The sequence below is a fragment of the Paraplanobispora siamensis genome (assembly GCF_016863175.1).
GTDB classification, from domain to species: domain Bacteria; phylum Actinomycetota; class Actinomycetes; order Streptosporangiales; family Streptosporangiaceae; genus Planobispora; species Planobispora siamensis.
Map to the genome: position 1 here is coordinate 31,531 of NZ_BOOJ01000079.1, position 23,377 is coordinate 54,907.

Here is a 23,377-nt window from a genome sequence, read left to right on the forward strand (position 1 = left end):
AGATCCTTCCGATGAGTCATGATGAGGTCGGTCGCGCGGCCCGGCGTTCCAGCACCCACAGCACGAACATCCCGCAGCCCGTCACTCCGCCCAGGACGCTCACCGCCGTCCAGCCGCCGCGCGCCCACGCCACCGCGGCCAGCGCCGAGCCCGCGGCGCCGCCGGCGAAGAAGGCCGTCATCAGCGCGGAGTTGAGCCGGTTGCGGATCTCCGGGCGCAGCGCGTAGATGACGCTCTGGTTGCTGTTGAGCACCGCCTGGTGCGCCACGTTGAGGACGACTACCCCGCCGAGGAGCCACCAGATCGAAGCGCCGCCCGCGCCGCCCGCGCCGATCGGCAGCCAGGAGGCGGCCAGCGCGGCGCTGCCGATCCCGGTGACCCACTGCACGTGACCGCGGTCGGCCAGCCGGCCGGCCACCGTCGTGGCCACCGCGCCCACCGCGCCCACCAGCCCGAGCGTCCCGATGGCCGCCTCGGACCAGCCGTACCGCGGGCCGGCGAGCAGGAAGGTCACCGCCGTCCACAGCACGCTGAACGACGCGAGGGACAGAGCGGCGATGCCGGCCCGCCACCGCAGCACGGGCTCGTGGCGGAACAGCGCGACCGTCGAGCGCAGCAGCGCCGGGTACGGCAGTCCGCTCGGGGTGTGCAGGGGCGGCAGGAAGCGCCACAGCAGCACCGCCACCCCGGCGACGAGGACCGCGCTCACCCAGTAGACCGTCCGCCAGCCGCCGAGTCCGGCCAGGCCTCCGGCGACCGTACGGGACAGCAGCGCGCCCAGCATCAGCCCGCTCATCACCGTGCCGACCACCCGGCCGCGCTGCGCCGGATCCGCCAGCGTGGCGGCGTACGGCACCACGACCTGGGCGGCCACCGAGGTCAGCGCGGTGAGCAGGGTGCCGGTCAGCAGCAGGGTTCCGTTGGGCGCGGTCGCCGAGACCAGCAGGAACCCCGCGGTGGCCGCGTACAGCACGACGGCGAGCCTGCGGCGTTCCACCAGGTCGCCGAGCGGCACGAGCAGGATCAGGCCCAGCCCGTAACCGACCTGCGCGGCCGTCGCGATCATTGCGGCCATCGTGGTGCCGAGCCGCAGCTCCCGGCCGAGCAGGTCCAGCAGCGGCTGGGCGAAGTAGTTGCTGGCGACCGCCAGTCCGGTGGCCGCGGACATCAGGAGCAGCAGCCCGCGGCTCAGCGGCGCGGCGCCGCCCGGCGTCCCGGCGGCCTCGTGGTGCGCCGTACGGCGCGCAGCGCCCGGCGTGGCCGTGTTCGTCATGCCCTCAAGGCTCGGGTACCGACGATCAATGAGTCCAACGCATATTTGTCAACTGATCGATCGTGATCCACGATTGATCCGTGGAGCTGCAGCAGATGCGTTATGTGGTCGCGGTGGCCGAGACGGCGAACTTCACCCGGGCCGCCGAGCGCTGCCGGGTCGTCCAGTCCGCGCTGAGCCACCAGATCGCCCGGCTGGAACGGGAGCTGGGCGCCCGGCTCTTCGAGCGCACCAGCCGCCGGGTCGAGCTGACCCCCGCGGGCGAGGCCTTCCTGCCCGCCGCCCGGCAGGCCCTCGAAGCCGCCGAGCGGGCGCGGGCCGAGGTGGCGGCGGCCTCCGGGGAGCTGCGCGGCCGGCTCGCCATCGGCGCCATCCCCACCGTCACGGCGGTCGACCTGCCGAGCGCGCTGAAGAGCTTCCACGTGCGCCATCCGCAGGTGCGCGTCACGCTGCGCGTGGGGGCGAGCGACGAGCTGGCCGAACAGGTGCGGCAGGGCACGCTGGACATCGCGTTCCTCGGCCTGCCGCCGAGCGTGCGGCCGAAGGGCGTTCAGGGTCGCGCCCTGGCGCGGGGCGAGCTGGTCGCGGTGGTGGCGCCCGGCCACCCGCTGGCCGACGCGACCGGGGTGGACCTGCACCGGCTGGCGCAGGAGGTGTTCGTCGACTTCCCCGTCGGCACGGCCGCGCGCGTGCAGTCGGACGAGGCGTTCGCCGCCGCCGGAGTCAGCCGTGAGGTCGCCTTCGAGATAACGAACGCCGACCTCATGGCGCGGATGGTCCGGCTGGGCCTGGGCGTCGCCATGATGCCCGCGGCCTTCGTGCCCGAACTGCGCGATGTGCGCGTCGTCGAGCTCAGGGATCCGCCCACCCGGGTGGAGCACCTGGTCTGGAGCCGCCTGCGCCCCTCACCGGCCGCCGCCGCGTTCATGGACGCCCTGGAGGCACGGGAGGACCGGCCGGTGCAGGAGGCGGAGGCCGTACGACCGCCCGGACCCTGAGGACGGCCCCGGAGCCTGTTCGTGCGCTCGGGGCCGTCCGTGGGTTCTCGCGGTCTATCCGCGGGTTCCCCGGTCGCCGGGGACCTCGTCGGGCACGCCGCCGGGGCCGTGGTCCGAGATGCTGTCCAGCCACGCCCGGTGCAGCCCGGCGAAGCGGCCCGCCCGCGCGATGAGCTGCTCCGGCGGGCCGTCCTCCACGACGCGCCCGCCCTCCATCACCAGCACCCGGTCGGCGACCTCGACGGTCGACAGCCGGTGGGCGATGATCAGGGCGGTGCGGCCCGCGAGGATCGTCCGCATGGCCCGCTGCACCAGCCGCTCGCCGGGGACGTCCAGGCTGGAGGTCGCCTCGTCGAGGATCAGCACGGCGGGGTCGGCGAGGAAGGCCCGGGCGAAGGCCACCAACTGGCGCTGCCCGGCCGACAGCCGCCCGCCCTGCTTGCCGACCTGGGTGTCGTACCCCTCGGGCAGCGCCGAGACGAACCCGTGCGCGCCCACGGCCCCGGCCGCCTCGGCGACCTCGTCCATGGTCGCGCCGGGGCGGCCGAACCTGATGTTGTCCGCGACCGAGCCGGTGAACAGGAAGTTCTCCTGCGTCACCAGGACCACGGCCTGCCGCAGGGTGTCCTCGGCGAGGTCGCGCAGGTCGACCCCGTCCAGCAGCACGCGGCCGGCCACCGGGTCGTAGAACCTGGCGACGAGCTTGGCCAGCGTCGTCTTGCCCGCGCCGGTGGCGCCGACCAGGGCCACGACCTGCCCCGCGGGGATCGTCAGGTCCATGCGGGGCAGCACCGGGGTGCCGTCGAGGTAGGAGAACTCCACCTCCTCGAAGCGCAGCCGCCCCCGGGGCCGCTCCAGGGGCACCGGGTCGCGCGGCTCGGCCACCGCCGGCCGCTCCTCCAGCACGCCGGAGAGCTTCTCCAGCGCCGCCCCGGCCGACTGGAAGGTGTTGTAGAACTGGCTGATCTCCTGCATCGGCTCGTAGAACTGGCGCAGGTAGAGCAGGAACGCGGCCAGCACGCCGACCGTGACCTCCCCGCCGATGGCCAGCCACCCGCCGTAGAACAGGACGGCGGCGATCGTGACGTTGCCGATCAGCTTGACGCCGGGCATGAAGATCGCGACCAGGCGCATGCTGCGCAGGTTGGCGTCGCGGTAGTCGGCGTTGAGCCGGGAGAAGATCTCCTGGTTGCGCGGCTCGGCACGGAAGGCCTGCACCGCGCGCACGCCGGTCATCGACTCCACGAAGTGGACGATCATCAGCGCCACGGTCTCCCGGGTCCTGCGGTAGGCGATGCTCGACTGCCGCCGGAACCAGCGGGTGAACAGCAGCAGGACCGGCAGCGGCAGCAGCGCGACGAGACCGAGGTGCACGTCCAGCACCAGCAGCAGGACGGCGGTCCCGGTCAGCGTCAGCACGGCGGTGACGAGGCTGTCGAAGCCCGACTGGAGCATCTCGGAGATGGCGTCGATGTCGGAGGTGAGCCGGGACACCACCCGCCCCGAGGTGTAGTCCTCGTGGAAGGACAGCGACAGCCGCTGGAAGTGGCGGAAGACCCGCCGGCGCAGCTCCAGGATGATGCCCTGGCCGATCCGGCCGGCCATTCCGAGGAACGCCTGCCGGGTCACCGCCTGGATGATCGCCGCCGCCAGGATCGCCGCGACGGTCACCAGCAGCGTGCCCGATCCCTCACCCGCCTGCATCGGCGGGATGCCGGTGTCGATGCCCACCTTGACGAGGAAGGGGATCGAGAGGGAGGCGGCGTTGGAGAGCACGATGATCGCGATGAGCAGGATGATCCGGGAGCGGTACGGCCGCAGCAGGTCGGCCAGGAGCCGCCGGGAACGGGTGCGCAGGACCAGCGAGGCCTGCTCCGGGACCTCCTCGCGATCCTCGGCGGCCACGCCGCGCCAGTCCCGCGTGGTCGTCTGCCCGCTCATCGCAGCACCCCCTCGCTGTCCAGGTCGTCCAGCCCGTCGTCGAGGTCCCCGCCGAGGTCCCCGCCGAGGTCCCCGCCGAATCCGCCGTGCGGGCCGCCGGGGCCGTCGTCCAGGTCGGCCGACAGCAGCGCGCGGTACTCCGGCACGGTCGCCATCAGCTCGTGGTGCCGGCCGACGTGCGCGATCGTGCCGTCCAGCAGCAGGGCGACCCGGTCGGCCAGGAGCACGGTCGAGGCCCGGTGGGCCACGACGATCCCGGTGGCCTCGCGCAGCACGTGCCGCAGCGCCTCCTCCACCAGGGCCTCGGTCTCGACGTCCAGCGCCGACAGGGTGTCGTCCAGGACCAGGACGTTCGGCCGGGACAGGACCGCGCGGGCCAGGGCCAGGCGCTGGCGCTGACCGCCGGACAGGGACATGCCCTGCTCGCCGATCCGCGTCTGCAGCCCCCACGGCAACCGGTGGACGAACCCGGCCTGGGCGACCTCGATCGCCGCCTCGATCTCCTCGTCGGTGGCCTCGGGCCGGCCCAGCGTGAGGTTCTCCCGGACGCTCATCGAGAACAGCGTCGGCTCCTCGAAGGCCGTGGCGACCATCGAGCGGAGCACGGGCAGCGAAAGTTCGCGCACGTCGTGCCCGTCGATCGTGACCCGCCCGGCGGTGACGTCGTGCAGCCGGGGGACCAGGGAGGTCAGCGTGGTCTTGCCCGACCCCGTCGCGCCCACGACCGCGACCGTCTCGCCCGGCCGCACCTCCAGCCAGACGTCGCGCAGCACCGGCTCGGCGGCGCCGGGGAAGCGGAACTCCACGCCCTCGAAGCGCAGGTGGCCGCGCGGGCGCTCGACCGTGCCCGGGCCGCCGACGATGTCCGGCTCGGTGCCGAGCACCTCCGCCACCCGGTCCGCCGCGGTCATCGCCTCCTGGCCCATGGCCAGGATGTAGCCGAGGGAGGAGATGGGCCACACCAGCTGCAGCATCAGCGTGGTGAAGGCCACCAGGTCGCCCAGCGACAACGACTGCGAGCCGACCGCGAGGGCGCCCAGCAGCAGCACGATGGCGAGGGTGATGTTCGGGACGACCTCCAGGAAGGTGAAGAACCGGGCCGAGAGCCCCACCTTCTCCATGGAGCTCCGGTAGACCTTGCGCGCCCCGTCGTCGAAGGCCCCGAAGACGTGCCCGCCGCGGCCGAAGGCCTTGATCGTGCGGATGCCTCCCGCGGACTCCTCGACGACGGTGGCCAGGTCGCCCTGCTCGTCCTGGACCTGGCGGGAGATGGCGATGTAGCCGCGCTCGAAGCGCAGCGAGGTGATCACGATGGGCACCGCGGAGGCGGTGACCAGCAGGCCGAGCGGCCAGTACAGCTGGAACAGCAGCACGGTCACCACGGTGATCTGGACGGTGATCAGCACCAGGAAGAGCATGCCGAACCCGAGGAACCGGCGGATCACCGACAGGTCGGTGGTCACGCGAGACAGCAGCTGGCCGGACTGCCAGGCGCCGTGGAAGCTCATCGGCAGCCGTTGCAGGTGCCGGTAGAGATCATCGCGGATGGCGGTCTCCACCCCCAGCACGGCGTCGGCCAGCAGCCAGCGGCGTATCAGGACGAGCAGCGCCTCGACCACGCCCAGGGCCAGGGCGAGCAGTGCCAGGGGGAGCAGGGCGCCGGTGTCGCCGCGGGCGACGGGACCGTCCACGATCGCTCCGCTGACCAGGGGGATGGCGATGGCGATCCCGATCCCGGCGAAGGAGGTCACCCAGATGACGGTCATGCGGGTGGCGAAGGGACGCAGGTAGGACTTCATCCGCCACAGCGAGCGCATCCTGGCCAGATGCGGGTGGCGGGGCCTGTGCTGGTGCGGCTGTCGGGTGTCGGAGGCTGGGTCGCTGGTGGCGGTGGCATCAGGGGGCATCGGCAGGCAGCACGCTCCTCACGGTGTTCAGTTGGCGGCGCCCATCACCATTCCCGGTGCAGGGCCCGTTAAGGCTAAAGGGCCCGTCAACCGGTTTTCCGGTACGGCGGAGGCCTGCGGGAAGCCGGAGAAAGGGGCCGGGCCCCGTGGCGGTGGAGAACCGTTGCTCCCGCCGGACGGTGACTTTATGTAATCGAGGAAATACAGAAAGTATGGAAAGTGACACGGGAAGACCCGGCCTTCGCTTGTTGATCATAACTGGCGAAGGCCCCGCGAACGATGACATCAAGTACCTGGAGAAGGGCGCGCGGCAGCGCGGGCACCTGCCCCGGGTCGTCCCCTGGACCCAGCTGAGCGTGGCGCTCGACAGCCGGGGACCGCGGCTGTGCGCCGACGGGGCCCCGCTGGAGGTGGACGGGATCATCCACCAGATGTCCACCGACGCCCTGGACGGGCTCATCATCCTCGGTGCGGTGGAGGAGGACGTCCCGCACCTCAACTCCGTCGACGCCGTCCTGCGCTCGGCCGACAAGTTCGCCACGCACGTCCGGCTGGTGGCCCACGGCGTGCCCACCCCGCCCACGGCCTTCTGCCCCAACGACCACGAGCTGCGGCTGTTCGCCCGCGACTACGGGTACCCGGTCGTGCTGAAGCAGCCCGACGGCGCGCGGGGAGCGGAGGTCACCCTGGCCGCGAGCGAGGAAGAGCTGTTCGCCAAGGCGGCCTCGATCCGGGGCCGCGGCACGCCGCTGCTGGTGCAGCGCTTCGTGGCCGAGGCGGCCGGGCGCAACCACCGCGTGGTCGTCATCGGCGGGAAGTTCGTCGCGGCGGTCGAGCAGACGGGCCGGCCCGGGGACTTCCGCTCCAACGGGCCCGGCGACGTCTGCCGCCCGGTCACCCTCACCGAGGAGGAGATCTCCGTCGTCGAGCGCGCGGCCCGCGCGTCGGACCTCGACCTGATGAGCGCCGACCTGCTGCGCGGCGAGGACGGCCCGGTCATCCTGGAGACCAACTCCTTCCCCGCGTTCGGCGGGTTCGACCACGTCGACCTGCGCGTACCCCTCCTGGACCTGATCGAGCGCAAGGTCGCCGAGAACGTCCCGCTGGCGCTCCAGGGCGCCGCCTCCGAAGAGGAGATGGAGGAGGAGATCGAGGAGATCATGGTGACCTCCGCGGGAGAGGAACCCCTGGCGGCCTCCACCTGAGCCGGCTCATCCGGCGGAGGCGGGGGAGTAGTCGGTGTAGCCGCGCGCGCCTCCTCCGTAGTAGGTCGCGGGATCGGGGTGGTTCAGCGGCGCGCCGGTCCGCAGCCGCTCGACGAAGTCGGGGTTGGCCAGGAACGCCCGGCCGAACGCGATGAGATCGGCGCCGTGCGCCAGCCACCGCTCACCCTCGGCCCTGCCGCCGTCGGGGGACGGCTCGCCTCCCGATCCGGGAGCCGCCACGAGACAGCCGGGCCAGCTCGCGCGGATCTTCCCGCCGAGCGGCGTGCCCGCCGCGCTGCCGGCCAGGTGGAGGTAGACGAGGCCGAGCGGGGCGAGGGCGTCGATCAGCGCCGGGTAGACCTCGTCGATGCCGTCCTCGGCCATGTCGTTGTACGGGTTGCCCGGAGTGATCCGCAGGCCCACCCGGTCGCCGCCGATCGCCCCGGCCACGGCCGAGGCGACCTCGACGGCGAAGCGGATGCGGTCACGCCCGTAACCGTCGTCCCTGAGATTGGTCCGGGAGGCGAGGAACTGGTGGATGAGATAGCCGTTGCCGCCGTGCAGTTCGACGCCGTCGAAACCGGCGTCGAGCGCCCGCCGGGCGGCGTGCGCGAAGTCGTCCACGGTCGCCAGGACCTCGGCGGCGGTGAGCTGCCGCGGGACGGGCAGGTCCCGCCGCCCGGCGGAGGTGAAGATCTGCCCGGCGGCCCTGACCGGCGACGGCGCCACCGGCCGCAGGCCGTGGAGGCTCGGATGGCCGATGCGGCCGGTGTGCATGAGCTGGGTGAAGATCCTCCCGCCCGCCGCGTGCACCGCCTCCGTCACCGCCCGCCAGCCGTCGACCTGCTCGTCCGTGTGCAGGCCCGGGGTGCCGGGATAGCCCTGACCGGCCAGGCTCGGCTGGACGCCCTCGGTGATGATCAGGCCCGCGGTCGCCCGCTGCGCGTAGTAGAGGGCCGCCTCCGCCGGGGGGACTCCCCGGCGGTCGGCGCGGCTGCGGGTCATCGGTGACATCACCAGCCGGTTGGGGAGCCGCAGGCGTCCCAGGCGGACGGGTTCGAACAGATCGGGCATCACGGATTCCTCAGTGGATCTCAGGCCGGTAGATCGGCGGGTCCCTGCCGGAGGGCGGCCAGGCAGGCGCCCAGCCGCTCCCGGCTCTCCTCGTCGCCGGTCGCGGCCAGCACGGTTTCGTAGTCCGCGGCGGCTTCGGCGTAGCGGCCGCAATCCTGGTGGACGACGGCGCGGTTGAACCGGATCTCGGGCGCGTCGCTCAGTTCGGCCGCCCGATCCAGGTCCCGCAGGGCTCCGGCCAGGTCGCCGCTCCGGTAGGCGAGGACGCCTCGCAACGCCCAGGCCTCGGCGAGGCGCCCGTCGTGGCGGAGCGCGGCCGACAGGGCCCGGAGCGCCTCCCCGACCTCGCCCCGCTCGGCGAGCAGCTGTCCCTTCAGGCACAGCAGGTGGACATTGGCCGGGGCGAGGTCGAGCCCCGCCGTGACGTCCTGCCAGGCGGCGTCGGTCTCGCCCAGCTCGTACAGGAGCCCGGCCCGGTTCACCCGGGCGTCCACGTGAGCGGGATCCAGCTCGATGGTGTAGCCGAAGTCCGCCAGCGCCCCCCGTACGTCGCCGAGTTCGAGCCGGGCGTCACCGAGGTTGTAGTACGCCTCGGGGAAGGGCGGCGACAGGCGCAGCGCGCGCTCGTAGGCGGCGATCGCCTCCTCCTCGCGGTGCAGCCGGCGCAGGATGTTGCCGACGTTGAAGTGGTGCTCGGGGAAGTCGGGATCGAGGGCGACGACCGCGGTGTAGTCGTCGAGGGACTCCTCCAGCCTGCCCATCGCGCCCAGGACCTGGGCCCGGTTGTAACGCAGCACGGCACGGTGCAGGACGTGCTCGTGCGGGGCGAGTTCCCGGTTCAGCCGGGCGATGCCGTCCTCCAGGAGCCGCAGCGCCTCCTCCGCGCGCTTCTGCCGTACCTCCACCAGCGCGAGCCCGTTGTGCCCGAAGACCGAGTGGAAGGCGCGTTTCTTGGGGTCGGGCAGCAGGGACCCGATGGCGATGGACATGTTCATCCAGGCCCGTGCCCGCTGGTAGTCCCGGCGCGGTTCGGGGTAGTGGCGGGCGTACAGCATCGCGGTGCCGTAGGCCAGCTCCATCTGGATGCCGGGGTCGTCGGTGGCGGCGCGCGCCTCGTCGTAGACGGCCAGCGCCTCGTCGGCCCGCCCGAGGGAGGCCAGGACGGTGCTCGTCGCGTTGGTGAAGTGCCACCAGAGCTCCTCCTGGGAGGAGCGGTCCACGATCGCCCTGCCCCGCAGCCCGAGGTCGGCCGCCGCCTGGTAGAGACCGATGCCCTGGCAGTGGTCCATCGCCGTCCGGAGGGCGGCGAGGCCGGCGCCGGAGGGGTCGCCGCCGCGCTCGGCGTGGTAGGGGATCGCGCCCAGCAACAGGGAGAACTGTCCCCGCCCGGCCAGCGCCGCCGCCCGCTCGTCGTGCAGTCGCGCGCGTTCCCCGGGAGCGAGCCGCTCGTAGGCTTCCAGCAGCCGGGGGTCGTCGCCGGTCCCGTCGCTGTCCACGTAGGCGCGCGCGTCCGGCGCGGGCCCGTCCGGGACCTGGGCCGCCGGGGCGTCCACCCGCTCGGCGCAGGTCTCCAGGACCCGGGCCAGGGAGATCGAGAGCTCGCCCGGAGGGTCGGCGATCGGGGCCGTCCCGGTGCACGCCACGACGGTCAGCCCGCCGAGGTCCCGACGGCGGAGCAGGACGGCGGCGAACTCCTGGTCGGTCGGATCGGCTTCGTGCAGGTTCTCCACGACGAGCGTCCACTGTCCGCCGCCGAGCGCCCGCAGGTAGTCGCGGAGGAACTCGGCCAGCCCGTTGGCGATGTTCAGCGTGTGCAGCCGGGAGTAGAAACGGGTCCGCTCCCCCTTGCCCGCGGCCCATTCGAGCGTCGTCCAGGCGGGGGGAACGAGGTGGGCGAGCTCCGGGGTGCTGGTCAGGATCTCGATGTTGTGCTGGGGCCCCAGCTCCGGGCGGAGCTTCAGGGCGTCCTCCGTGATCAGCCGCATCAGCGTGCCCGCGGCGGTGTACGGCCCGCGCAACCGCCGGTGGGCGTCGAGCACGGCCAGGACCGGCGGCAGGTCGAGCCGGTCCCTCAGGAGGTCGCGGTCACGGCGCCGGGCGGCCCGGATCCAGCGGTGGTTACCCATGGTGCGTCCCTTCAGGTGATGACGTGGTCGAACCGCCGCTCCCGGTCGCGGTATCGGTCCCGGGCCGCCAACCAGGCGAGAACGGCGAGTTGCAGCAGAACGAATCCGCAGAAGACGGCGGAGTCCAGCACCTGCGGCCAGGCGGCCCCGTCCTGCGTGAACCGGCTGAGCACCCCGGTGGCCATCCGGTAGAGGATCGGGACGACCGCGAGGAGGAACGCGGCGAGACTCACCGCGTAGCCGATGACGATCAGCCAGGAGTACCAACGCGCCACCCGCCGGTCGACGGGGTGCCAGTCCGACTCGTCGATCAGCCGCCCGGAGCGGCCGAGCAGCCGGTTCAGGCGGTTGCGCAGCAGGCGGGCGGCCGTGGTGTGAAGGTCGACGCAGCCGAGGGCGGTGGAGATGAGGACGTAGAGATCGGTGCGGAGATAGAAGGAGAACTGCCAGACGATCCGGAGCAGGACGGCGAAGGCGAAGGCGAGGCAGAACCGGCCCGCGAAGGAGAGCGCGCCGCCGGGCCCACGGCTGAGGTCGGCCGCGATCGTGAGCACGGCCATGACGACCACGTCCGCCAGCATGCCGGCCATGATCGGCAGATACCTCTTGCGCCGGTCCACGGCGACCAGGCCGTCCAGCGACGTCTCCAGCACGATGAAGTAGAACCGGCGCCCCACCCGCAGGCGGGACCGCAGGCCCAGCCGCCGGCCGGCGAGGGCGTGGAAGCCCTCGTGCAGGAGCAGCTGGGGGATGGCCACCACGAACAGGGTCGCCTGGATGACGGTGTAGTAGTCGGTGAAGAAGACGTTGTGGTAGTCCGGCACGAGGTCGGGCCGTCGCGCCATCGCGATCAGGGCCCATCCGACGAGAGTCGCGTAGCAGACCCAGGCGGGCAGGGAGAAGACCGCCGAGCCGAGCCGCCGCCAGCGGACGGGGGCGCCGGCCGCACGCGCCTCGTCGGGCGAGCGGATGAAGCCGAGCTCGTCCAGGGCCGCGATCAGGTCGTCGATGTCGACGCTCTCGTGGTACGTCCCGGCGTACCAGACGGCCGCCTCGCGCGGCGGGACACCCTGCTCCAGCCTGCGCACCAGCTCGGCGCCGTCGGGCGGGAAGATGCCGTAGGAGTCCGTGTCCCGCCTGCCCACCGTCACCTCCTCGCCGTCCGCCAGATAGACCAGCGGGTGCAGCGGGAGCGGCCGGTCCGGGTCGTGGCGGGTCTCCGGGCCGTCGTTCACGGCCTCCGTGTCGGTCAAGGAACAGCCCTCCCGCGGCGTGGTCGTGTGGATGGGGAGCGTGCGGACGGAGATGGAGCCGGCGGATGCGCCGGGCGCGGGCGTGTCCCGCCCCGGCGCATCCACCGGCGGCCGGGTCAGCTCGGCTTCTTGTAGATGGAGCACGCCGCGGCGGTCAGACGGACCGGGCCGGCCTTACGGATCTTGATCTTCTTCATCTCGCACCTCCTTCCAGTCGTACGGGGCATTCGTTCACGGTGACGGCCGGTGCTGGAGCGGCGCTGGAGCGGGGCCGGCGCCGTACTGGACGCCGACCGGGAACGTCCGGACGGGGCGTTCAGCCGAATGACGATGCGGCGCCGCATGAGCCAGATGGGCCGGGCGGCGCGTCGACGGGGAGGTGGAGATGGCCACTATCGGCCATGGGACGTCCTGGTGTTTGACATTAATTTCTTACATCATGTCAAAGTCATGATTACTAGAGTTTCTATATTTATGCGGCTCTTCCAGGAGAGATATGGCGGAGATGCGGTTTCACCTGCTGGGACCGTTGCGGATATGGCGCGGAGAAACCGAAATAAAACTCGGTTCGGAAAAGCAGCGCGCCGTACTCGGGATGTTGCTCCTCAAAGCGGGCACGCCCGTCCGGCGCCAGGAGATCATCGACGCGGTCTGGGGCGGTGACGAGCCGGACTCCGTGATCAATCTGGTCCAGACGTACGTCGGGCGGCTGCGGCGCGGCATCGACCCGGACCACGTCGCCCGCTCCGGCTCCTCCTGGCTGGCCGGGCTGGGATCCGCATACGAGGTCCGGCTCGACCGGTGCGAGGTGGACCTGATCCGCTTCCGGGCGACGACGGCCGAGGCCCGGCGGGCGATGTCCGCCGGGGAGACCCTTGAGCTGCTGCTGCGGGCGCTGCGGTTGTGGCAGGGGCCGTGCCTGTCCGACCTCGACCATCTCCTGAAGGGGCATCCGTGGGTCCGCGCGGTCGACCACGAGCGCATCGGCAGCCTGCTGGAGGCCACGAAGATCGCACTCCAGCTCGGGCGGGCGGATGAGGTCACACCGCATCTGTACGCCGTCGCCGCGGCCGAACCGCTGAACGAGGTCGTGCGCTCCTGGCTCGTGCTCGCCCTGGCCGCGTCCGGATCCCAGGTCGAGGCGCTGGCCGAGTACGATTCGATACGCGGCAGGCTGCTGGACGAGCTCGGCATCGACCCCGGTCCGCAGCTCCGCGCGGCGCATCTGCAGGTCCTGAGACAGGAGACGGCGCCCGCGCCCCTCTACGAGCCGCCGCCTCCCGCGGAGACCGCCCCGTGGCCTTCTCTCCTGCCGGCCGGCATCGCCGACTTCACCGGGCGCGGGGAACTGGTCGACCGTCTGTGCGGCACGCTGGCCGGTCACGGGCCGGGGCCCGTCCCGGTGGCGCTCATCACCGGGCAGGGCGGTGCCGGCAAGACGACCCTGGCCGTCCACGTGGCACACCGGCTGAGCGACGACTTCCCGGACGGCCGGCTCTACGCCGACCTGCTCGGCACCGGAACGCGGCCGGCCGACCCCGGATGGGTGCTCACCCGCTTCCTGCGCGCCCTCGGCGTCCCCCCTCCGGCGATCCCGCAGGATCCGCAGGAGCAGGTGGATCTGTATCGCACCCGGCTCACCGGGCGCAGAGTGCTGGTGGTGCTCGACGACGCCGGCGGCCGGTCACAGGTGGAACCGCTGCTGCCGGGCTCGCCGACCTGCGCGGTCATCGTGACCAGCCGATCGCGGCTGTCCGGCTTCGCGAGGACCTGCTCCGTCGACGTCGGCCTGATGGAGCCCGGGGAGGCGCGGAGCCTGCTGGCGGCGATCCTCGGCCCCGGGCGCCTCGAAGCGGAACCCGAAGCCGCCGCCGAACTCGTCCGGCTGTGCGACCGGCTGCCGCTGGCGCTGCGCGTCGCCGCGGCCCGGATCGTCTCCCGCCCGCACTGGACACTCGGCCGTTTCGCCGAACGGCTCGGCTCCGGCGGCCTGGACGAGCTCGTCCTCGACGACCTGGACGTGCGGGCCGGTGTGGCTGCCGGGTATCGGCGGATCGACGGGGCGGCGCAGCGGGCCTTCCGCCTGCTCGGGCTGCTGGAGGTTCCGTCGTTCGCGGCGTGGACGGCCGCCGCGGCACTGGAGACGGCCGTGGAATCGGCGGAGGAACTCCTCGACGTCCTCGCCGACGCGCGTCTTCTGGAGGCCGCGGGCCCGGACGCGACGGGTCACAACCGCTACCGGTTCCACCGGCTCGTACGGCTGCACGCCCGCGAGCGCGCCGTCGCGGAGGAGCACGCCGCCACCGTCGGCGCCGTGCTCACCAGGACCCTCGCCGCGCTGCTCGCCCTGGCGGAGGAGGCCGGCGACCGTCTGCCGTCCTACGGGGACGGGCCGGTCCGCGGCAGGGCGCCACGCTGGCCGCCTCCGGCGCGGGTCCGCGAGAGACTTCTCGCCGACCCCCTGTCCTGGTTCGAGAGCGAGCGGGCCGGTCTGGTCGCCGCGGTGCTGCAGGCGTCCGCCGCCGGTCTCGACGAGCTGGCCTGGGAACTGGCCCGCTCGATCAGGGCCTTCGCCATGCTGCGAGAGGACTGGAGCGTCCTGGAACAGACCCACCGGGCCGCCCTGGCGGCCTGCCGCCACGCGGCCAACAGCGCGGGAGAGGCCGCCATGCTGCACGGGCTGGCCAGATTGGACCGCCACCGGTCGGTCCGCGGACGTCCGGCCGGCATCGGCCGTACCGACTCTCAGCCTTAGGGCTCACCCGTCCGGCGGCGGAGGAGCGCCGGAGTGGGGCGATCACGACTTTTCCGGGATCGGCTACGCGGAGGCCTGGGTCGACCGGTAGTGCGAAGGGGAGACCCCGTACCGGTCCACGAACGCCTGGCGCAGGGTCTCCGCCGTGCCGAACCCGCAGCGGGCCGCCACTCCGGCCATGGGCAGGGAGGTGGACAGCAGCAGGTGGGCTGCGGCCTCGGTGCGGGCGCGCCGTACGAAGCGGCCCGGGGTCTGACCGAGGTGCTTGAGGAACAGCCGGGTCAGGTGCCGCTCGCTCACGCCCGCCCCGGCCGCCAGCGCGGCCGTGCCCAGGTCGCCGGACAGGTCGCCCGTGATGCGGTCGACGACCTGCTTGACCAGAGTGTTCTCCGACGGCCTCGTGGCGGTGAACATGCTCATCTGCGCCTGGTTGCCGGGCCGCTGCAGGTAGGTCACCAGCTGCCGGGCCACCCGCCGCGCCACGTCGGCGCCGTTGTCCTCCTCGATGAAGGCCAGGGTGAGGTCCAGGGCGCTGGTGACGCCGGCCGCGGTCGAGGTGTTCCCGTCGCGGATGAAGATCGGGCTGGGGTCGACGACGACCTCCGGATGGCGGGCGGCGAGCCTGCGCGCCCACTGCCAGTGCGTGGTGGCGCGGCGCCCGTCGAGCAGGCCCGCGGCGGCCAGGATGCTCGCTCCCGTGCACACCGACGAGATGCGGCGGCTCTCGCGCGCCAGCCGGCGGACGTGCGCCACGATCACCGGGTTGCGCGCCGCGTCCTCGTGCCCGATCCCGCCCGCCACGACCAGCGTGTCGAGCGGGCCGGTGACCCGCTCCAGGGTCGTCTGGGCCTGCAGGGTCAGGCCGGTGCCGCAGGTGATGGGGTTGCCGCCCGGGGTGGCCAGGCGCACCTCGTAGGGGGGTGAGGCGCCCTGCCAGTTGGCGCTCTCCAGGGCGGAGGTCACGCAGGCGATGTCGAGCAGCTCCGCGGCGTCGTAGCCGACGACGGTGACGCGGCGGGGTTCTGCCATGTCCCGAACCCTACGTCAGAAAGACAGGGAACCCAAGTTTTCGGACCTGAGGGTCTTCCGGCCTCGCCGCCCCGCAAGCGGGGCGGCGACAGTTGGGCCATGACTCACACAGCACCTCGGACGACGGCGCGGGAGGCGGCCATGACGACGGGAGAGGCGGCCGTGACGACGGGAGAGGCGGCCGTGACGGCGGGAGGGGCGGCCGTGACGGCGCGGGAGACGGCTCCGGCGGCGACCGGCGGCCGGATGCGGTGGGGCCGGTTCGCCTGGCACTACGTCGAGATGGTCATCGCGATGTTCGTCGGCATGGCCGCGCTCGGATTCCTCCTGAGCGCCGTCGGGCTCGGCCTGTCCCACACGGAGGACCCCGAGTTCGCCTACCTGGTGATGGCGTTCAACATGTCCGTCGGCATGGCCGTCTGGATGCGCTATCGCGGCCACGGCTGGGCGAGCACGCTGGAGATGTGCGCGGCCATGTTCGTGCCCGTCGTGCCGCTCTTCCCGCTGCTGTGGCTGGGCGTCATCGACGGCAGCGGCCTGATGACCCTGGCGCACGTGGCGATGTTCCCGCTCATGCTGGCCGCCATGCTCCGGCGCCGCCACGAGTACGCCGGGTGCGCGGCCTGAGACCGGCGCTCCCGCCGGGATGTGGATCGAGAAGGCCCGGCCCCGGGTACAGACAGGGCATGGACCCCCATGTCAGGACCACCGGCGGACGGGTGCGCGGACACTGGGCCGGAGGGGTGGCCGAGTTCCTCGGCATCCCCTACGCCGCGGCTCCCGTCGGGGAGCGGCGCTTCGCCGCCCCGGTCCCCGCGCCGTCATGGGAGGGGGTCCGCTACTGCCACGCCTACGGCCCGACCGCCCCCCAGCCGCCGAGCGACTACACCGAGGGCGTGCCCGAGCCGCTCATCGCGGGCGACGACTACCTCAACCTCAACGTCTTCACCCCCGACCCGGGGGCGGCCGGGCTGCCGGTGCTGGTGTGGATCCACGGCGGCGCCTTCAACGGGGGCAGCAACGCCAGCCCGTGGTACCGGGGGACCACCTTCGCCCGCGACGGCGTGGTGTTCGTCGCCGTCAACTACCGCCTGGGCGTGGAGGGGTTCCTCCCGCTCGACGGGGCACCGGTCAACCTCGGCGTCCTGGACTGGGTCCGGGCGCTGACCTGGGTCCACGACAACATCGCCGCCTTCGGCGGGGACCCCGGAGCGGTGACCGTCGGCGGGCAGTCCGCGGGCGGGCAGGCGAGCCTGACCCTGCTCGCGGTGCCCGGGGCCGCGGGACTGCTGCACCGCGTGATCGACATGAGCGGCGGGGCGGTGGCCTGGGAACCGGTCGAGCCCGCCTGCCAGGCCGCCCGCGCGCTCGCCGGGCGCCTGGGGGTGCCGCCCACGCGCGAGGCGTTCTCGGCCTTCGCGCCGCAGGAACTGGTCGCGGCCTACGCCTCGCTGGGTTCGGACGAGCCGGGTCCCGGCCCGCTCGGCGAGATCTTCCGGCCGGGCCCCAAGGGGTTCAACCCGGTCAACGACGGCGAGGTGGTGGCCCGCAGCCCGTACGACATGATCCGGGACGGCTCGGCGCACCCGGCCGGGCTGCTCATGGGGGCCACCCTGGAGGAGTTCAACGAGAGTGTCCGCTCGCAGCCCGGTCCCGTGGAGGAGGAGGCCTACCTGGGCGCCCTGCGCGGCCTCGGGGCCGCTCCGGAGGCCCGGTGCTTCTACGAGGAACGGCTGCCCGCCGGGCTCGAGGTCCTGGGCCAGATCCTGACCGACAAGATCTTCCGGATGCCGACCCTGCGTCTCACCGAGGCGGGCGCCGAGGCGGGCCGTACGGTGCACGCCTACGAGTTCCGCTGGCGCTCGCCCGCGCGCGGCGGGGCGGTCGGCGCGGGGCACTGCGTGGACCTGCCGTTCGTGTTCGACAACCTGGACGCCGGCGGGGTGGGCCGGATGTGCGGCCCGACCCCTCCGCAGGCCTTGGCCGACGACATGCACGCCGCCTGGGTGCGCTTCGTCGCCACCGGCGATCCCGGCTGGCCGCCGTACGACCTGCGGAGCCGCCCCACCTGGATATTCGACACGCCCGGGCACCTCACCCACGACCCGCTGGCCGGGGAGAGCCGCCTGTGGCCCGGCCCGTGAGCCCGCCTGCCTGAAGTCACCCGCCTGAAGCTGCCTGCCGTAAGTGCAACAGTGCTGTTACATTATGGGCATGGATTCCCCCGCGCCCGGGCCCGAACTGCTCGGAACCCGGCTCCGCCACCTGCTCGACCTGCTGGAGGCGGGCGTCGCCTCGATCTACGACGACCTCGGCCTGCAGGGGTACCGCCCGCGGTTCACCCCGGTGGTCAGGGTGCTGGCGGCCCACGGGCCCCGCTCCATCCGCGACCTGGCGACCGCGACCGGGGTGACCCACTCGGCCGCGAGCCAGACGGTGGCCCAGATGGCCAAGCACGGACTGGTCACCGTCGTCCCGGGTGAGGACGCGCGCCGGCGGATCGTCCGGCTGACGCCGCGGGCCGAGCGGCTCCTGCCGGCGCTGGAGGTGGAGTGGGAGGCCACCGCCGCCGCGGCCGCCGAACTGGAGGCGGAGCTGTCGGCCCCGCTGAGCCTGATCGTGGACGAGACCCTGCGGGCCCTGCGCCGGCGTCCGATGCGGCAGCGGATCGCCGCGGCCATGCCGGACCCGCGGCCGGTCGGAAAGGACTGAGAGCGGGCCGGACGGACCAGCCGGACGGGAGAAGCCGAGGAGGCCGGTGATCAGCGGGTGCGCCAGTACGGCCTGCGGGTCGCGGACGTCCCCCCGCACGCTGGCCACGCCCTCCTCACCGGCGAACATCACCTCGTTGCTGGGCGCTGTGGGGTCGACCCCGGTGGGGACGCGCGGCAGCTCGGTCACGGAGGGATCTCCTCCGACGGCGCCCGGATGAAGATCGTATACAGACTCGGCGGGGATGGGGAGATCACCTGCCGGACACACCACCCCGTCTCCGGGTCCGGGCCCCGTGTCAGGGTCTCCCGGTCCGGGGACGCCGTGTCAGGAGAACAGCAGCACCCGCCCCAGGCCGATCAGCGCGGCGGCCGCGATGAACCAGGCGGTGTTGAGCCGGGTGCGCCACTGCAGCAGCAGGGCCGCCACGGCCAGGGCGACGGTGAGCGGGTCCACGAAGGCCTCGCCCGCCAGCTCGATCGTGACCCCGGCCATCAGCGCGAGCGCGGTGGCGTTGACGCCGTCCAGGAACGCCGCCGACCACACCCTGCCGCGGATCCGGTCGACGATCCGGGTCAGCAGGGCGACGAAGGCGAAGGAGGGGGCGAAGATCCCGATCGTCGCCAGGACCGCGCCGGGCAGTCCGGCGATCACGTAGCCGAGGAAGGTGGCGGTGGTGAACACCGGTCCCGGGGTGACCTGCCCGATGGAGACCGCGTCCAGCAGCTGCGTGCGGGTGACCCACCCCAGCCGCTCGGTCAGGTCGCCCTCCAGGAAGGCGAGCAGGACGTAGCCGCTGCCGTACAGCACCGAACCGATCTTCAGGAAGATCAGGAAGAGCTGGGCCAGCTGGCCGCCCGTGGGGTCGGGGAAGCGCGGCCCGTACGCCGTTCCCGGCAGCCATCCCGGCAGCGCCCCCAGCAGCGGTGCCGTCAGGGCGTGCATCCCGCCCTCCCCCGACCGGCCCGCCCAGGTGCGCACGGCCATGAGCCCCAGCCCGCCGGCCGCCAGCACGGCCAGCTCGTTGACCCCGAGCAGGTAGGCCGCCAGCGCGGCCACGGCGAGCACGGCCGTCGTCCGGTCCTTCACCGCGGTCTTCAGCAGCCCGGCCAGCGCCCACACCACGATCGCCACCACCACGGGCTTGATCCCGTACAGCAGCCCCTCGGCCGCGGGCAGCTGCCCGTAGCGCACGTAGGCCCAGGCCAGGGCGAGCACGATGGCGAAGGCCGGCAGGATGAAGCACACCCCGGCCAGGACGAGCCCCTTCCACCGGGCCCGCTCGTGGCCGAGGTGGATGGCCAGCTCGGTGGAGTTCGGCCCCGGGATGAGGTTGGTCGCGCCCATCAGGTCGAGGAAGCGCTCGTCGCTGACCCAGCCGCGCCGCCGTACCAGCTCCTCGCGCATCATCGCGATGTGCGCGGCCGGACCGCCGAACCCGATCACGCCCAGCTTCAGGAAGACCGCGGCCACCTCGCCCAGCGCCCGGCCCCGCCGCACGCCCCGGCCGGGCCCGCCGTCTCCGGGGAGCCTGTCACCTCCGTCCGGAACGCCGTCCGAGCCGTTCATCCATCTCCTTCGCGCGCGGGCCTCCGGCTCGGAATCATCCGGCGTCCCGGTGGACGTACGGTGCACGCCACGGGAACGCCGGATGACCTCTCACAGGTCCAGCCACCGCTGCATGCGCGAGATCAGCTCCTCGGCGTCGACCGGCTTGGTGACGTAGTCGCTCGCCCCGGCCGACAGGGCCTTCTCCCGGTCGCCCCGCATGGCCTTGGCCGTCACCGCGATGATCGGCAGGTCGGCGAAGCGCGGCATCTTGCGGATGGCCGCGGTGGCCGCGTAGCCGTCCATCTCCGGCATCATGATGTCCATCAGCACGAGATCGATGTCGTCGTTGTGCGACAGCGCCTCGATGCCCTTGCGGCCGTTCTCGGCGTACAGCACCTGCATGCCGTGCAGCTCCAGGATGTTGGTCAGCGCGAAGACGTTGCGCACGTCGTCGTCGACGACCAGCACCTTGCGCCCCGTCAGGCCGGTGTCCGGCGCCTCCTCCACCCGCGGGCGCTCGTCGGGGCTGGCCTGGACCAGCGGGAGCACGTCGCCGGGCTGCTGCGCCGACAGGTGCAGGGTGATGCGCTCGCGCAGCTCGTCGAGGCTGGGCAGGCGCTCCAGCGGCTGGGTGGTGGAACGGCCCTGCAGGAGGTTCTCCTGCGGGCGGGTGAGCGTGCGGGTGTGGTGGGCCAGCACCGGCAGGGTCCGCAGCGCCGGGTTCTCGTCGAGCATGCGCAGGAACTCGGCCGCCGCGTCCTGCCGCATGCCCAGGTCCAGGACGATGCAGTGGTAGTCGTCGAGGGTCAGCGCCTTCATCGCGGTGGCCGGGTCGTTGGCGGTGGCCACCCGCACCGGCCCGTGGGTCTCGCTCAGGTCGGCGACCACGCTCTCGGCCAGCTGCGAGAGCAGCCCGTTGGGACGGGACTCCAGCACCAGCAGGCGGCGGCCCTCCCCGTCGGAGGAGGCGTCCGTTTCCGGCGCGGCGGGCTGCGCCACGACCGCCGCGGGTTTCCGGCCGTCCTTCTCGGCCACCTCGTCGCCCATCGTCCTGGACGGGCCGGAGCCGGCGTCGATGATCGGCAGGTAGAGGCTGAACGTGCTGCCCTTGCCCACCGCGCTGACCGCCCGGATCTCACCGTCGAACAGGGCGGCGATCTCCCGGCTGATCGACAGGCCCAGGCCGGTCCCGCCGTACTTGCGGCTGGTGGTGCCGTCGGCCTGCTGGAAGGCGTCGAAGATCTGCGACAGGTTCTCCGGCGCGATGCCGATGCCGGTGTCCACGACGTGGAAGGCGATGGCCTCCTGCCCCCGCGCCCCGGGCAGGTCGGTGTTCGCGATCCGCTCGACGCGCAGTCCCACCGAGCCCTTCTCGGTGAACTTCACCGAGTTGGACAGCAGGTTGCGCAACACCTGCCGCAGCCGCTGCTCGTCCACCAGCAGCTGCGCGGGGACGTCGGAGTCGACGGTGATGTCGAAGCGCAGGCCCTTCTCCGTGGTCAGCGGGCGGAAGGTCGCCTCGACGTAGTCCAGGAGCTGGCGCAGCGGCAGCGGCTCCAGGCTGAGGTTCATCTTGCCCGCCTCGATCTTGGACAGGTCGAGGATGTCGTTGATGAGCTGGAGCAGGTCGGTGCCCGCCGAGTGGATGACGTTGGCGTACTCGACCTGCTTGGCGGTCAGGTTGCGGGCCGGGTTCTGGGCGAGCAACTGGGCGAGGATGAGCAGGGAGTTGAGCGGGGTGCGCAGCTCGTGGCTCATGTTGGCCAGGAACTCGCTCTTGTACTTCGAGGCCAGCGAGAGCTGCTGGGCGCGGTCCTCGAGCTCCTGACGCGCCTGCTCGATCTCGCGGTTCTTCGTCTCGATGTCGCGGTTCTGCCGGGCGAGCAGCTCCGCCTTCTCCTCCAGTTCGGCGTTGGAGCGCTGCAGCTCCTCCTGGCCCATCTGGAGCTCGGTCGCCAGCCGCTGCGACTCCACCAGCAGGGCGTCGGTGCGGGCGTTGGCGACGATGGTGTTGACGTTGACGCCGATGGTCTCCACCAGCTGCTCCAGGAAGGCCCGGTGCACCGCGGTGAACCGGTTGAGGCTGGCCAGCTCGATCACGCCGAGCACCTGGTCCTCGACGATGATCGGCAGCACGATCAGGCTGACCGGGGCGGCGGCCCCCAGGCTGGAGGCGACGGTGATGTACCCGGCGGGGATGTCCTCGACCAGGATGAGCTGCTTGGCCACGGCGGCCTGCCCGACCAGGGAGTCGCCGAAGCGGTGGCGGCGGTCGTTCTCCTGGTGGCCGTAGCAGCCGACCACCCGCAGCTCCGGCCCGCCGGCGCCCTCCTCGGCCAGCAGGAACGTCCCGTACTGCGCGCGCACCAGCGGGGCCAGCTCGTTCATCACCAGCTCGGCCACGACGGAGAGGTCGCGGTGGCCCTGCATGAGGCTGGAGATGCGGGCCAGGTTGGACTTGAGCCAGTCCTGCTCCTGGTTGGCCAGGGTGGTCTCGCGCAGCGACTTCACCATCGAGTTGATGTTGTCCTTGAGCTCGGCCACCTCGCCGGAGGCGTCGACGGTGATCGAGCGGGTCAAATCGCCCGAGGTCACGGCGCTGGTCACCTCGGCGATCGCGCGGACCTGGCGGGTCAGGTTGCCCGCCAGCTCGTTGACGTTCTCCGTCAGCCGCTTCCAGGTCCCGGAGACGCCCTCCACCTCGGCCTGACCGCCCAGCCGTCCCTCGCTGCCCACCTCGCGGGCCACGCGGGTGACCTCGGCGGCGAACGACGACAGCTGGTCGACCATGGTGTTGATGGTGGTCTTCAGCTCCAGGATCTCGCCCCGGGCGTCGACGTCGATCTTCCTGGTCAGGTCTCCCTGGGCCACCGCGGTGGTGACCTGCGCGATGGAGCGCACCTGGCTGGTCAGGTTGTCGGCCATCGAGTTGACGTTGTCGGTGAGGTCCTTCCACGTGCCGGCCACGTTGGGCACGCGGGCCTGGCCGCCCAGCTGGCCCTCGGTACCCACCTCGCGGGCCACGCGGGTGACCTCGTCGGCGAACGCGCTCAGCGTGTCGACCATCGTGTTGATGGTCTGCGCGAGCGCGGCCACCTCGCCCTTGGCCTCGACCGTGATCTTCTGCGACAGGTCGCCCCTGGCCACCGCGGTGGCCACCTGGGCGATGGAGCGCACCTGGCTGGTCAGGTTCGAGGCCATGACGTTGACGTTGTCGGTCAGGTCCTTCCAGGTGCCCGAGACCCCGCGCACCGTGGCCTGACCGCCCAGGTTGCCCTCCGTGCCCACCTCGCGGGCCACCCGGGTGACCTCGTCGGCGAAGGCCGACAGCTGGTCGACCATCGTGTTGATGGTCTCCTTCAGCTCCATGATCTCGCCGCGGGCGTCCACCCGGATCTTCTGCGACAGGTCGCCCTTGGCGACCGCGGTCGTCACCTCGGCTATGGAACGCACCTGCGCCGTCAGGTTGTCGGCCATGACGTTCACCGACTCGGTCAGCGCCTTCCAGGTGCCCGAGACGCCCTTGACGTCGGCCTGACCGCCCAGCCGTCCC

General features: G+C 72.5%; 15 protein-coding genes. 6 read left to right on the forward strand and 9 right to left on the reverse strand.

What is annotated here, in order from left to right; all coding sequences use genetic code 11:
• Positions 1 to 16 precede the first annotated feature (16 nt).
• Positions 17 to 1,273, reverse strand: coding sequence for an MFS transporter (locus Psi01_RS39135; protein WP_204069244.1), 1,257 nt, complete (start codon positions 1,271 to 1,273; stop codon positions 17 to 19).
• A gap of 80 nt (positions 1,274 to 1,353) precedes the next feature.
• Here Psi01_RS39135 and Psi01_RS39140 point away from each other — a divergent pair, with 80 nt between their 5' ends.
• Positions 1,354 to 2,271, forward strand: coding sequence for a LysR family transcriptional regulator (locus tag Psi01_RS39140; protein WP_204069245.1), 918 nt, complete (start codon positions 1,354 to 1,356; stop codon positions 2,269 to 2,271).
• A gap of 54 nt (positions 2,272 to 2,325) precedes the next feature.
• On the opposite strand, the gene Psi01_RS39145 is transcribed toward Psi01_RS39140, so the two are convergent.
• A complete protein-coding gene (locus Psi01_RS39145; protein WP_204069246.1) occupies positions 2,326 to 4,212 on the reverse strand; it encodes an ABC transporter ATP-binding protein in 1,887 nt (628 codons plus the stop codon).
• Positions 4,209 to 6,119, reverse strand: coding sequence for an ABC transporter ATP-binding protein (locus Psi01_RS39150; protein ID WP_239128374.1), 1,911 nt, complete (start codon positions 6,117 to 6,119; stop codon positions 4,209 to 4,211). The genes Psi01_RS39145 and Psi01_RS39150 overlap by 4 nt, the downstream gene beginning before the upstream one ends.
• A gap of 245 nt (positions 6,120 to 6,364) precedes the next feature.
• Here Psi01_RS39150 and Psi01_RS39155 point away from each other — a divergent pair, with 245 nt between their 5' ends.
• Positions 6,365 to 7,324, forward strand: coding sequence for an ATP-grasp domain-containing protein (locus Psi01_RS39155; RefSeq protein ID WP_204069247.1), 960 nt, complete (start codon positions 6,365 to 6,367; stop codon positions 7,322 to 7,324).
• A 6-nt stretch (positions 7,325 to 7,330) separates the two neighbouring features.
• Here the strand turns inward: Psi01_RS39155 and Psi01_RS39160 are convergent, their stop codons facing one another.
• The 3 genes from Psi01_RS39160 to Psi01_RS39170 are packed head-to-tail and all read right to left on the reverse strand — an operon-like array spanning position 7,331 to position 11,777.
• Positions 7,331 to 8,398, reverse strand: a complete 1,068-nt coding sequence (locus tag Psi01_RS39160) for an alkene reductase (protein ID WP_204069248.1) — start codon at positions 8,396 to 8,398, stop codon at positions 7,331 to 7,333.
• A gap of 20 nt (positions 8,399 to 8,418) precedes the next feature.
• Positions 8,419 to 10,524, reverse strand: coding sequence for a tetratricopeptide repeat protein (locus Psi01_RS39165; RefSeq protein ID WP_204069249.1), 2,106 nt, complete (start codon positions 10,522 to 10,524; stop codon positions 8,419 to 8,421).
• An 11-nt stretch (positions 10,525 to 10,535) separates the two neighbouring features.
• The gene (locus Psi01_RS39170) at positions 10,536 to 11,777 is read right to left on the reverse strand and encodes a hypothetical protein (RefSeq protein ID WP_239128375.1); all 1,242 of its coding nucleotides are present in this window, start codon (positions 11,775 to 11,777) and stop codon (positions 10,536 to 10,538) included.
• 505 nt (positions 11,778 to 12,282) lie between these two features.
• Between Psi01_RS39170 and Psi01_RS39175 the strand changes: the two genes are divergently transcribed.
• On the forward strand, positions 12,283 to 14,532 hold the full coding sequence (locus Psi01_RS39175) for an AfsR/SARP family transcriptional regulator (RefSeq protein WP_275424653.1): 2,250 nt from the start codon (positions 12,283 to 12,285) through the stop codon (positions 14,530 to 14,532).
• Between the two features lie 63 nt (positions 14,533 to 14,595).
• Here Psi01_RS39175 and Psi01_RS39180 read toward each other — a convergent pair whose 3' ends face one another.
• Positions 14,596 to 15,561, reverse strand: coding sequence for a GlxA family transcriptional regulator (locus Psi01_RS39180; protein ID WP_204069251.1), 966 nt, complete (start codon positions 15,559 to 15,561; stop codon positions 14,596 to 14,598).
• A gap of 141 nt (positions 15,562 to 15,702) precedes the next feature.
• Between Psi01_RS39180 and Psi01_RS39185 the strand changes: the two genes are divergently transcribed.
• The 3 genes from Psi01_RS39185 to Psi01_RS39195 all read left to right on the forward strand — a co-directional run bounded on the left by Psi01_RS39185 (position 15,703) and on the right by Psi01_RS39195 (position 18,273).
• On the forward strand, positions 15,703 to 16,188 hold the full coding sequence (locus Psi01_RS39185) for a hypothetical protein (protein WP_239128376.1): 486 nt from the start codon (positions 15,703 to 15,705) through the stop codon (positions 16,186 to 16,188).
• Between the two features lie 59 nt (positions 16,189 to 16,247).
• Positions 16,248 to 17,705 carry a carboxylesterase/lipase family protein gene (locus tag Psi01_RS39190; RefSeq protein WP_204069252.1) on the forward strand — a complete coding sequence of 486 codons (1,458 nt, stop codon included), beginning with the start codon at positions 16,248 to 16,250 and terminating at the stop codon, positions 17,703 to 17,705.
• A 70-nt stretch (positions 17,706 to 17,775) separates the two neighbouring features.
• Positions 17,776 to 18,273 (forward strand): MarR family winged helix-turn-helix transcriptional regulator, encoded by a 498-nt coding sequence (locus tag Psi01_RS39195; protein ID WP_204069253.1) that lies wholly within the window; start codon positions 17,776 to 17,778, stop codon positions 18,271 to 18,273.
• A 327-nt stretch (positions 18,274 to 18,600) separates the two neighbouring features.
• Here the strand turns inward: Psi01_RS39195 and chrA are convergent, their stop codons facing one another.
• Together chrA and Psi01_RS39205 are read right to left on the reverse strand one after the other, a co-directional pair.
• Positions 18,601 to 19,842, reverse strand: coding sequence for a chromate efflux transporter (gene chrA / locus Psi01_RS39200; RefSeq protein WP_204069254.1), 1,242 nt, complete (start codon positions 19,840 to 19,842; stop codon positions 18,601 to 18,603).
• Positions 19,843 to 19,932: 90 nt separating this feature from the next.
• Positions 19,933 to 23,377, reverse strand: a 3,445-nt coding sequence (locus Psi01_RS39205) for a HAMP domain-containing protein (RefSeq protein WP_204069255.1), incomplete at its 5' end; no start/stop codon positions are given.

Bases quoted from the DNA above. Each gene is read 5' to 3' on its own strand.
- Psi01_RS39135 (WP_204069244.1), bottom strand. From the start codon at position 1,273: ATGACGAACACGGCCACGCCGGGCGCTGCGCGCCGTACGGCGCACCAC.
- Psi01_RS39145 (WP_204069246.1), bottom strand. From the start codon at position 4,212: ATGAGCGGGCAGACGACCACGCGGGACTGGCGCGGCGTGGCCGCCGAG.
- Psi01_RS39150 (WP_239128374.1), bottom strand. From the start codon at position 6,119: ATGCCCCCTGATGCCACCGCCACCAGCGACCCAGCCTCCGACACCCGA.
- Psi01_RS39160 (WP_204069248.1), bottom strand. From the start codon at position 8,398: ATGCCCGATCTGTTCGAACCCGTCCGCCTGGGACGCCTGCGGCTCCCC.
- Psi01_RS39165 (WP_204069249.1), bottom strand. From the start codon at position 10,524: ATGGGTAACCACCGCTGGATCCGGGCCGCCCGGCGCCGTGACCGCGAC.
- Psi01_RS39175 (WP_275424653.1), top strand. From the start codon at position 12,283: ATGCGGTTTCACCTGCTGGGACCGTTGCGGATATGGCGCGGAGAAACC.
- Psi01_RS39180 (WP_204069251.1), bottom strand. From the start codon at position 15,561: ATGGCAGAACCCCGCCGCGTCACCGTCGTCGGCTACGACGCCGCGGAG.
- Psi01_RS39185 (WP_239128376.1), top strand. From the start codon at position 15,703: ATGACGACGGGAGAGGCGGCCGTGACGACGGGAGAGGCGGCCGTGACG.
- Psi01_RS39190 (WP_204069252.1), top strand. From the start codon at position 16,248: ATGGACCCCCATGTCAGGACCACCGGCGGACGGGTGCGCGGACACTGG.
- Psi01_RS39195 (WP_204069253.1), top strand. From the start codon at position 17,776: ATGGATTCCCCCGCGCCCGGGCCCGAACTGCTCGGAACCCGGCTCCGC.
- chrA (WP_204069254.1), bottom strand. From the start codon at position 19,842: ATGAACGGCTCGGACGGCGTTCCGGACGGAGGTGACAGGCTCCCCGGA.